Below are 10,364 nucleotides of genomic sequence, written 5' to 3' on the forward strand. Positions count from 1 at the left end.
GGTCTCGCGGTGAGTGGTGCCCGGCCGGGGCTGGGGGAGTATGTGCGGCAGTTGTGGGATCGGCGGCATTTTATTGTGGCGTTTTCCCGGGCGAAGCTGACGGCGCAGTACAGCAAGGCGAAGCTGGGTCAGGTGTGGCAGGTCGCGACGCCGTTGCTGAATGCGATGGTGTATTTCTTCATCTTCGGTCTGCTGATGCAGCGGGGGAAGGCGATGGGCGGGATGGGGATTTATATTCCTTTCCTGGTGACCGGGGTGTTTGTTTTCACGTTCACGCAGAGTTCGGCGATGGCGGGGGTGCGGGCCATCGCGGGGAATCTGGGGCTGGTGCGGGCGCTGCATTTTCCGCGGGCGGCGCTGCCGGTGTCTTTCGCGTTGCAGCAGTTGCAGCAGTTGCTGTTCTCGATGGGCGTCCTCGTCGTGGTGCTGGTGGCGTGCGGGCATTATCCGGATGTGGCGTGGCTGGTGGTGGTGCCGACGCTGGTGCTGCAGTTCGTGTTCAATACGGGGCTGGCGCTGGTGATGGCGCGGCTGGGCAGTAAGACGCCGGATATGGCGCAGTTGCTGCCGTTCTTGCTGCGGACGTGGATGTACGCGTCCGGGGTGATGTACAGCATGACGGATCAGCTGAAGAAGGCGCATGCGCCGGGCTGGGTGATCGATGTGCTGGGGGCGAATCCGGCGTCGGTGTTCATCGATCTGATGCGGTTCGCGCTGATCGACGGTTTCGGGGCGGGGAAGCTGCCGCCGCATGTGTGGGCGCTGGCGGTGGGCTGGGCGCTGGTGGTGGGTGTGGGGGGCTTCGTGTTTTTCTGGAAGGCTGAGGAGCGGTACGGCCGTGGCTGAGCAGCGCGCAGCAGACGAGGGTGTTTCGGGTGGCCCGGCTGGGGGGCGGGTGCCGACGGTGATCGCGGATGATCTGCACATTGTGTACCGGGTGTATGGGGGGAGTGCGGGGCGGGGGAGGCGATCGGTTTGATCGGGTCGAACGGGTCGGGGAAGTCGACGTTGTTGCGGGCGGTGGCGGGGTTGCTGCCGGCGGAGCGGGGGCGGGTGTATACGGATGGGCAGCCGTCGCTGCTGGGGGTGAACGCGGCGATGATGAATGATCTGACGGGGGAGCGGAATGTGATTTTGGGGGGGTTGGCGATGGGGATGTCGCGGGAGGAGATCCGGGCGCGGTATCAGGAGATCGTTGTTGTGGCTGGAGCGGGGGGAGCTGTTGATGGACGGTCCCACGGACGAGGTCATCAAGGCGTACGAGAAGGAAACCAACCGCTGACACCACCCGCGCCCGCCGACGCGCTCGCCGAGGCACGTACCGACAGGCCCCCGCCGGAACCGCCGGCGGGGGCCTTCGCGTCCCTGACGGCACGTCGCAGCCGTCGGCGCGCGGGTGAAGAATTGGTCAATTGTCCTGCTGGGAGGGAAGATTCGCGCCCCCCGCGGTGTTCGGCCGATCAAGGATGTACCCCCGCGTACGCCGGGAACTTGTACGGCGTACGCTGTACCGGTGCTGATTCGCGGCAGGCCGGGTGAGACGTGTCGACGCCCGCCGCCGAGGAACTGTCCGGGGGGCGGACGGGCCTGCGGCGTGTCCGAAATAGGATGTTCTGGGTCGGCAGTGTAGAACGGGAGATGTGACGGCAATGGCTATGGGAACTCTCCGGATAAAAGGCGCGACAGTCGCCCCTGGTCCGGGCAGTCCTCGGTGAGCGCCGGGACGGACGCGCATGAGCGGGCCGTGCTCGGCAAGGCGACTTCCGAGAACTTCCCCGTGGCGCCCTTCTTCGTGCCGCGCGCCTGGCGCGCCGACCTCATGGCGGTCTACGGCTACGCACGCCTCGTCGACGACATGGGCGACGGCGACCTCGCACCCGGCGGCCGCGACGCCGAACTGCTCGGCCTCGGCCGCGACCGCGCCGACGACCGGCTCGCCATGCTCGACGCCCTGGAGACCGACCTCGCCCGGGTCTTCGACCTCCGCGGCCCGGCCCCGCGCCACCCCCTGCTGCGCGCCCTCGGGCCCACCGTGCACCGGTGCGGCCTGTCCCCCGACCCCTTCCGCGGCCTGATCGAGGCCAACCGCCAGGACCAGCACGTGCGCCGCTACGGCACGTACGACGAACTCCTCGCCTACTGCGAGCTGTCCGCCAACCCCGTAGGCCGCCTCGTGCTCGGTATCACCGGCACCGCAAGCCCCGAGCGGATCCGCCGCTCGGACGCGGTCTGCACCGCCTTGCAGATCGTCGAACACCTGCAGGATGTCGCCGAGGACCTCGCGCGCGACCGCATCTATCTCCCGGCCGAGGACATGGCGCGATTCGGCGTCACCGAGTCCGACCTCGCCGCCCCGAGCGGCGGCGCGGCAGTGCGCGCACTGATCGCGTACGAGGCGCGACGCGCCGGGGAACTGCTGAATGAAGGCACCCCCCTGGTGGGTAGCGTCCACGGCAGGCTGAAGCTGTTGCTCGCTGGATTCGTGGCCGGGGGGAGGGCCGCGCTGAAGGCGGTCGCCGCCGCCGGGCACGATGTTCTCCCAGGACCTCCCAAGCCCACCAAGCTCAGCCTGCTGCGCGAGGTGGGGGCGACACTGCGAAGAGAGGGGTGAGCGGGACCGTGAACGGATCGCCGCACGCGTCCGCGCCGGTACTCGCCGCGTACAGCTATTGCGAGGCCGTCACCGGGCAGCAGGCCCGTAACTTCGCCTACGGCATCAGGCTGCTGCCGACCGAGAAGCGGCACGCGATGTCCGCGCTGTACGCGTTCTCCCGGCGCGTGGACGACATCGGCGACGGGACGCTGGAGCCCGCCGCCAAACACGCCCGGCTGGAGGAGACCCGCGCGCTGCTCGACCGCGTCAAGCAGGGCGCGGTCGCCGAGGACGACACCGACCCGGTGGCCGTCGCGCTCGCGGACGCCGCCCGCCGCTTCGACATCCCGCTCGACGGGCTCGACGAGCTCATCGACGGGGTGCTGATGGATGTGCGCGGAGAGACCTACGAGACCTGGGAAGACCTGAAGATCTACTGCCGCTGCGTGGCCGGAGCGATCGGCCGGCTGTCGCTGGGCGTGTTCGGCACGGTGCCCGGCGCGCGCGGAACGGAGCGCGCTTCCGAGTACGCCGATACGCTCGGGCTTGCTCTGCAACTGACCAATATTCTTAGAGATGTGCACGAAGACGCGGGCAATGGACGTACATATCTGCCCGCGGAAGACCTGGCCAAGTTCGGGTGCGCTGCCGGCTTCAACTCCTCGGCGCCCCCGGCCGGATCGGACTTCACCGGCCTCGTCCACTTCGAGGTGCGGCGGGCCCGTGCCCTCTTCGCCGAGGGGTTCCAACTGCTGCCCATGCTCGACCGGCGCAGCGGCGCCTGTGTCGCCGCCATGGCCGGGATCTACCGCAGACTGCTGGACCGCATCGCCCGCGACCCCGCGGCCGTCCTGCGCGGCCGCGTATCTCTGCCCGGACACGAGAAGGCATACGTCGCCGTCCGCGGCCTCTCCGGACTCGACGCCCGCACCGTCTCCCGGCGGACCGCCAGGGGGCGCGCTTGATGGCCCGTACGACCCACGTGGACACGTGGTCCAAGCGGTACGCAACCCTCCGCCGGACTGACGCGTCCCTGACTTCATCAGCCGAGGGGGAGGGCGCATGACGCCACGCACAACGGCCCGGCCCGACCGGCACGGCGCGCGGACGGCGGACCGCCCCGACGGGGCGGCCCGGCCGGTGCCGCAGCCCCCGGCACAGCCCGCGACGGGACCGGCCCCGGAATCGAACGGAGCCGAACGGCGGGCCGCCGGACACGGCACGCCCCGGAGCGTGCCGCGGCCGGCGGACGCCCGGGCGCACGACCCGGCGCGCCGCGGCGCCGCGGTGGTCGTCGGCGGCGGCCTCGCCGGAGTGACGGCCGCCCTCGCCCTCGCCGACGCGGGACAGCGCGTCACGCTGGTCGAGGGCCGCCCCCGGCTCGGCGGCCTCGCCTTCTCCTTCACCCGCGGCGAACTGACCGTCGACAACGGCCAGCACGTGTACCTGCGCTGCTGCACCGCCTACCAATGGTTCCTGGAGCGCGTCGACGCGCTCGCCCTCGCGCCCCTGCAGGACCGTTTGGACGTGCCCGTCCTCGACGTCGGCCACCCCCGCGGCCCCCGCCTCGGACGGCTGCGCCGCACCGCGCTGCCCGTACCGCTGCACCTCGCCGCGAGCCTCGCCACCTACCCGCACCTCTCCCTCGCCGAGCGCGCCGGCGTGGGCCGCGCCGCCCTCGCGCTCGGCGGCCTCGACCCCGCCGACCCCGCCCTGGACGGCGAGGACTTCGCCACCTGGCTGCGCCGGCACGGCCAGTCCGCCCGCGCCGTCGAGGCGCTCTGGGACCTTGTGGGAATCCCCACGCTCAACGCCACCGCCGACCGCGCCTCGCTCGGCCTCGCCGCCAAGGTGTTCAAGACCGGGCTGCTCTCCGAGCCCGGCGCGGCCGACATCGGCTGGGCCCGGGCGCCGCTCGGCGAACTGCACGACACCCGCCCCCGTACCGCACTCGACAAGGCCGGCGTCCGCACCGAACTGCGCACCCGCGCCACCGCCCTGACCCGCGTCGACGACGACGGCTGGCAGGTCGAAGTGGAGTCCGACCGCGGCGCCGAGCGGCTCGAAGCGGACACCGTCGTCCTCGCCGTACCGCAGCGCGAGACGCACGGCCTGCTCCCCGACGGCGCCCTCGACGACCCCGGCCGGCTGCTGGACATCGGCACCGCCCCGATCCTCAACCTGCACGTCATTTACGATCGCAAGGTGCTCCGCCGACCGTTCTTCACCGCGCTCGGCAGCCCCGTGCAGTGGGTCTTCGACCGCACCGACTCCTCCGGCCTCCCCGGCACCCCCGACGGGCGGGGCTGCCAGTACCTGGCCGTCTCCCAGTCCGCCGCGCAGGACGACATCGACCGCCCGGTCGCCGAACTGCGCGCGAAGTACCTGCCGGAGCTGGAGCGGCTGCTGCCCGCCGCGCGCGGGGCCGGGGTCCGGGACTTCTTCGTCACCCGGGAGCGGACCGCGACGTTCGCCCCCACCCCCGGCGTCGGACGGCTGCGGCCGCCCGCCCCCACGAACGCGCCCGGCCTGTACCTGGCCGGTGCGTGGACCGCCACCGGCTGGCCCGCGACGATGGAGGGCGCCGTACGCAGCGGCCTGAGCGCCGCCGCGGCAGCCCTCTCCCGCCTGGGCCGCCCGCTCCAGTTCCCCTTGCAGGAGGCGGCATGAGCACCAACACCGTTAACAGAGGAGAGACCGTGACATCGGCGATCCCAACTGTCGACACCGCAGGAGTCCTGGCGATGCTGGAGCGCGGACGGACGCTTGCCACGCCGGTGCTGCGTGCCGCCGTGGACCGGCTCGCACCGCCCATGGACACCGTGGCCGCCTACCACTTCGGCTGGATCGACGCCGCGGGCCACCCCGCGCACGGCGACGGCGGCAAGGCCGTGCGCCCCGCCCTCGCCCTGCTCTCCGCGGAGGCGGCCGGCCGGCCCCCCGAAGCGGGCGTCCCCGGAGCCGTCGCCGTGGAGCTCGTACACAACTTCTCGCTGCTGCACGACGACCTGATGGACGGCGACGAACAGCGCCGCCACCGCGACACGGTCTGGAAGGTGCACGGCCCGGCCCAGGCCATCCTCGTGGGCGACGCGCTCTTCGCACTCGCCAACGAAATCCTCCTGGAGCTCGGCACGGTCGAGGCCGGCCGCGCCACCCGCCGGCTCACCGCTGCCACCCGCAAACTGATCGACGGTCAGGCCCAGGACATCTCCTACGAGCACCGCGAGCGGGTCACCGTCGAGGAGTGCCTGGAGATGGAGGGCAACAAGACGGGCGCGCTGCTCGCCTGCGCCGCCTCCATCGGCGCGGTCCTCGGCGGCGCCGACGACCGTACGGCCGACACGCTGGAGGCCTACGGCTACCACCTCGGGCTCGCCTTCCAGGCCGTCGACGACCTGCTCGGCATCTGGGGCGACCCGGAGGCCACCGGCAAACAGACCTGGAGCGACCTGCGGCAGCGCAAGAAGTCCCTCCCGGTGGTCGCCGCCCTCGCGGCCGGCGGCCCCGCGTCGGAACGGCTCGGCGAGATGCTCACCGCGGACGCCAAAAAAACCGAGGCCGAGATCGCCGACTTCGACGAGGATGAATTCGCCGAGCGCGCGGCGTTGATCGAAGAGGCGGGCGGCCGGGAGTGGACCTCCCAGGAAGCCCGCCGCCAATACGCCACCGCCATCGCGGCTCTGGACGGAGTCGACATGGAAGCAGAGGTCCGGGCGCGGTTCGTCGCGCTCGCCGACTTCGTAGTAGTACGAAAGAGATGATTCCCATTCACCCCATCTAGAGATCGCAGTCGCCGGCCGGCGCCCAGCCGGGGCGCCGGCCGACGGAAGCCCCAGGACGGCAGATGAAGACGTACTGCAGAAGGGGAAGCCATGACAGCGACGACCGACGGAAGCACCGGGGCAGCCGACCCCCGGGCGACCGCGGCCAGCGAGAGAATCGCTTTGAACCGTGAAACACCCGAGGTGTTCGCGGCTGCCGAGCGGGCCACCACCCGCGCCGTCGAACACCTTTTGGCACAGCAGGACCCGCAGGGCTGGTGGAAGGGCGACCTGGAGACGAACGTCACCATGGACGCCGAGGATCTCCTCCTCCGTCAGTTCCTGGGTATCCAAGACGAGAAGACGACAAAAGCGGCCGGTGCGTTCATCCGATCGCAGCAGCGACCGGACGGCACCTGGGCCACCTTCTACGGTGGACCCGGTGAGCTCTCGACCACCATCGAGGCCTACGTGGCCCTGCGGCTCGCCGGCGACGCGCCGGACGAGACCCACATGGCCGCCGCGGCCGCGTGGATCCGCGGCAAGGGCGGCATCGCCGCCTCCCGCGTGTTCACCCGCATCTGGCTGGCCCTGTTCGGCTGGTGGAAGTGGGAGGACCTGCCGGAACTGCCACCGGAGATCGTGTATCTGCCGAAGCGGTTCCCGCTCAACCTCTACGATTTCGGCTGCTGGGCCCGGCAGACCATCGTGCCGCTCACCGTCGTCTCGGCGCTGCGACCCGTACGGCCCGCGCCGTTCCCGCTCGACGAGCTGCACACCGACCCGCTCCGGCCCAACCCGCCGCGGCCGATGGCACCGGCCGCGAGCTGGGACGGCGCGTTCCAGCGGCTGGACAAGGCGCTGCACGCCTACCGCAAGTTCACCGTCCGCCCGCTGCGCCGCGCGGCCCTGAGGTCCGCGGCGCGCTGGATCATCGAGCGGCAGGAGAACGACGGCTGCTGGGGCGGCATCCAGCCGCCGGCCGTCTACTCCGTCATCGCCCTGCACCTCCTCGGCTACGACCTCGACCACCCGGTGCTGCGCGCCGGACTCGAATCGCTGGACCGGTTCGCGGTGTGGAACGAGGACGGCAGCCGGATGATCGAGGCGTGCCAGTCCCCGGTCTGGGACACCTGCCTCGCCACCATCGCGCTCGCCGACGCGGGCGTGCCCGCCGACCACCCGGCGCTGGTCAAGGCCGCCGGCTGGATGGTGGACGAGCAGATCCAGCGGCCCGGCGACTGGTCCGTCAAGCGCCCGGAGCTGGCCCCCGGCGGCTGGGCCTTCGAGTTCCACAACGACAACTACCCGGACATCGACGACACCGCCGAGGTCGTACTCGCCCTCAAGCGGGTGCGCCACCCCGACGCCGAGCGCGTCGACGACGCCGTCCGCCGGGCCGTCCGCTGGAACCTCGGCATGCAGTCGAAGAACGGCGCGTGGGCCGCCTTCGACGTCGACAACACCAGCCCGCTCCCGAACCGGCTGCCGTTCTGCGACTTCGGCGAGGTCATCGACCCGCCGTCCTCGGACGTCACCGCCCACGTGGTGGAGATGCTCGCCGCCGTCGGCCTCCAGCACGACCCGCGCACCCGGCGCGGCATCGACTGGCTCCTCGCGGAGCAGGAGGAGAACGGCGCGTGGTTCGGCCGCTGGGGCGTCAACTACGTCTACGGCACCGGCTCCGTGCTCCCCGCGCTCGTGGCCGTCGGCATCCCGACCTCGCACCGGGCCATCCGACGCGCCGTCACCTGGCTCGAAGGGGCGCAGAACGACGACGGCGGCTGGGGTGAGGACCTGCGCTCGTACGCCGACCCCGAGTGGGTCGGGCGCGGCGTCTCCTCCGCCTCGCAGACCGCCTGGGCGCTGATGGCGCTCCTCGCGGCCGGCGAGCGGGAGAGCGAGGCCGTCGAGCGCGGTGTCGCCTGGCTGGCCGAGACCCAGCTTCCGGACGGGTCCTGGGACGAGCCGTACTTCACCGGTACGGGCTTCCCCTGGGACTTCTCCATCAACTACCACCTGTACCGGCAGGTCTTCCCCGTCACGGCCCTGGGCCGCTACGTCCACGGAGACCTCTTCACCGCCGGCCGTCAGGAGAGCTGATGGCACCAGGCACGGGCGCCCCCGGACCCGCACCGCTGCTGATCGCCTGCGCGCTCGGCATCGAACGCCTCGCGCTGCGCGGCGACCGAAGCGACGCGGCCGGGCCCGTGACCGTACTGCGCACCGGAATGGGGCCCCTGGCGGCGGAACGTGCCGTCGCACAGGCGCTCGGCGACGAGGCGGCGGCCGGCCGGACCGCCGTCATCGCCACCGGCTTCTGCGCCGGCCTGGTCCCCGGGATGCACCCGGGCGACCTCGTCGTCGCGGGGGAGACCCGAGACCCCACCGGTCGTATCGAGTGCGTGGGCACCGAGCGGCTCGCCAAAGAGCTCGCCCGGGCCGCGCCGGAGCGCACCATCCACACGGGCCCGCTGGTGGGCTCGGACCACGTCGTACGGGGCGCCGAACGCGCCGCCCTGCACAGCGCGGGGGCCATCGCGGTGGACATGGAGTCCGCCGCGACGCTCCGCGCCGCCACCCGCGTCGGACCCCGTCCGGTTGCGGCGGTACGAGTGATCGTGGACGCTCCGGAACATGAACTCGTCCGAATCGGGACCTTGCGCGGCGGAATATCAGCATTCCGTGTACTACGCACTGTCCTTCCGGCTTTCTATGAATGGCACCGTTCTTTGTTGCTCCCCAGGAGGTGAGCTAGATGGCCATGCCGCTCCGCCAGTCCATCCGGGTCGGAACGTATCTCTTTGAACAGAAGCTGCGGAAGCGGGACAAGTTCCCACTGATCGTCGAGCTCGAACCGCTCTTTGCCTGCAATCTCTCCTGTGAGGGCTGTGGCAAGATCCAGCACCCGGCCGGGGTGCTGAAGCAGCGCATGCCGGTCGCGCAGGCCGTCGGCGCAGTGCTGGAGTCGGGTGCGCCGATGGTCTCCATCGCCGGCGGCGAGCCGCTGATGCATCCGCAGATCGACGAGATCGTCCGGCAGCTCGTGGCGAAGAAGAAGTACGTCTTCCTCTGCACCAACGCGATGCTGCTGCGCAAGAAGATCGAGAAGTTCACACCCTCCCCGTATTTCGCCTTCGCGGTCCACATCGACGGGATGCGCGAGCGCCACGACGAGTCCGTGGCCAAGGAAGGCGTATTCGACGAAGCCGTCGCCGCGATCAAGGAAGCCAAGCGGCGCGGCTTCCGGGTCACCACCAACTCGACCTTCTTCAATACCGACACCCCCCAGACCATCATCGAGGTCCTCAACTACCTCAATGACGATCTGAAGGTGGACGAGATGATGCTCTCGCCCGCCTACGCTTACGAGAAGGCCCCCGACCAGGACCACTTCCTGGGCGTCGAGCAGACCCGTGAGCTGTTCAAGAAGGCATTCGCCGGCGGCAACCGGCGGCGCTGGAGGCTCAACCACAGCCCCCTCTTCCTCGACTTCCTGGAAGGCAAGGCGGACTTCCCCTGCACCGCCTGGGCGATCCCCAACTACTCGCTCTTCGGCTGGCAGCGGCCCTGCTATCTGATGAGCGACGGGTACGTGCCCACGTACCAGGAGCTGATCGAGAAGACCGACTGGAGCAAGTACGGCCGAGGCAAGGACCCGCGCTGCGACAACTGCATGGCGCACTGCGGTTACGAGCCGACAGCCGTCCTCGCCACCATGGGCTCCCTGAAGGAGTCCCTGCGCGCCGCCCGCGAGACCGTCGCCGGGAACCGGGGCTGACGCCATGACCGCTGTGGGCCCTGTCTCGCTGGGGCTCCCCGACGTACCGGTCCGACCGCTGGCGACGCGCCGCGCATCGCGGCGCATCCAGGTCGGACCGGTCCCCGTCGGCGGAGGCGCCCCGATCTCGGTGCAGTCGATGACGACGACGGTGACGGCGGATGTCGGTGCGACGTTGCAGCAGATCGCCGAGTTGACGGCGGCGGGTTGTCAGATCGTGCGGGTG

The 10,364-nt window shown here is 70.9% G+C and carries 9 protein-coding genes and 1 pseudogene; all 10 read left to right on the forward strand.

Features of this window, described 5'->3' with window-relative positions; all coding sequences use genetic code 11:
- Positions 1–846: ABC transporter permease (locus IF55_RS35450; RefSeq protein WP_048833115.1), on the forward strand; the 846-nt coding region annotated here is incomplete at its 5' end.
- Positions 847–895: 49 nt separating this feature from the next.
- A pseudogene (locus IF55_RS36575) lies at positions 896–1,209 on the forward strand (ATP-binding cassette domain-containing protein); the annotation flags it as partial.
- A gap of 502 nt (positions 1,210–1,711) precedes the next feature.
- Complete coding sequence (gene hpnC, locus IF55_RS35455) at positions 1,712–2,611, forward strand: squalene synthase HpnC (RefSeq protein ID WP_398244194.1); 900 nt, start codon at positions 1,712–1,714, stop codon at positions 2,609–2,611.
- A complete protein-coding gene (gene hpnD, locus IF55_RS35460) occupies positions 2,608–3,558 on the forward strand; it encodes a presqualene diphosphate synthase HpnD (protein WP_030893290.1) in 951 nt (316 codons plus the stop codon). The genes hpnC and hpnD overlap by 4 nt, the downstream gene beginning before the upstream one ends.
- Positions 3,559–3,655: 97 nt before the next feature.
- Positions 3,656–5,263: a hydroxysqualene dehydroxylase HpnE gene (gene hpnE, locus IF55_RS35465; RefSeq protein ID WP_245661673.1), complete on the forward strand. Its 1,608-nt coding sequence runs from the start codon at positions 3,656–3,658 to the stop codon at positions 5,261–5,263.
- Complete coding sequence (locus tag IF55_RS35470; RefSeq protein WP_037967599.1) at positions 5,260–6,357, forward strand: polyprenyl synthetase family protein; 1,098 nt, start codon at positions 5,260–5,262, stop codon at positions 6,355–6,357. Before hpnE ends, IF55_RS35470 begins: the two co-directional genes overlap by 4 nt.
- Before the next feature lie 111 nt (positions 6,358–6,468).
- Positions 6,469–8,460, forward strand: coding sequence for a squalene--hopene cyclase (shc, locus tag IF55_RS35475; RefSeq protein WP_030893296.1), 1,992 nt, complete (start codon positions 6,469–6,471; stop codon positions 8,458–8,460).
- Positions 8,460–9,110: a phosphorylase family protein gene (locus IF55_RS35480; protein WP_030893298.1), complete on the forward strand. Its 651-nt coding sequence runs from the start codon at positions 8,460–8,462 to the stop codon at positions 9,108–9,110. Before shc ends, IF55_RS35480 begins: the two co-directional genes overlap by 1 nt.
- 5 nt (positions 9,111–9,115) lie before the next feature.
- Positions 9,116–10,138, forward strand: a complete 1,023-nt coding sequence (hpnH, locus tag IF55_RS35485) for an adenosyl-hopene transferase HpnH (protein WP_030893300.1) — start codon at positions 9,116–9,118, stop codon at positions 10,136–10,138.
- A gap of 4 nt (positions 10,139–10,142) precedes the next feature.
- Positions 10,143–10,364 (forward strand): flavodoxin-dependent (E)-4-hydroxy-3-methylbut-2-enyl-diphosphate synthase (locus IF55_RS38030; protein ID WP_030893302.1); only part of this gene is annotated, 222 nt, incomplete at its 3' end.

Origin of the sequence: Streptomyces varsoviensis (genome assembly GCF_000718635.1) — a bacterium.
Lineage (GTDB): Bacteria > Actinomycetota > Actinomycetes > Streptomycetales > Streptomycetaceae > Streptomyces > Streptomyces varsoviensis.